Source organism: Tautonia rosea, assembly GCF_012958305.1.
Classification (GTDB): domain Bacteria; phylum Planctomycetota; class Planctomycetia; order Isosphaerales; family Isosphaeraceae; genus Tautonia; species Tautonia rosea.
In genome coordinates this window covers 1-344 of record NZ_JABBYO010000064.1, presented here as the reverse complement: position 1 = coordinate 344, position 344 = coordinate 1, and the positions used below count along the sequence as shown (strand labels likewise).

Annotated in this window: 1 protein-coding gene; it reads left to right on the top strand. The window is 65.4% G+C overall.

Translation table 11 applies throughout. The features are described from left to right. Positions 1–344 (top strand): transposase (locus tag HG800_RS26840; RefSeq protein ID WP_182830417.1); only part of this gene is annotated, 344 nt, incomplete at both ends.

Here is a 344-nt window from a genome sequence, read left to right as displayed (position 1 = left end):
ACAACCGGCCCGGGTCTTCGCCGAGTTGCGTTATCGAACCCTGGACAGCTGGAGTCGCGAGCGGCGGGTGGTGGCCAAGGCCGAGCACCTGGCCCGGGGGACCAATCCCCGCTTCGTGGTCACATCGATCTCGGCCGAAGCCCGACCGGCGCAGCCGCTCTACGAGGAGGACTACTGTGCCCGCGGCGAGGCGGAGAACCGGATCAAGGAACAACAATTGTACCTGTTTGCCGATCGGACCAGTGCCGGGACGATGCGGGCCAACCAGCTACGGCTGTTCTTCGCATCGATTGCGTACACGTTGCTCAATGCGTTGCGTCGGCGAGGCCTGCCGGGGACCGACT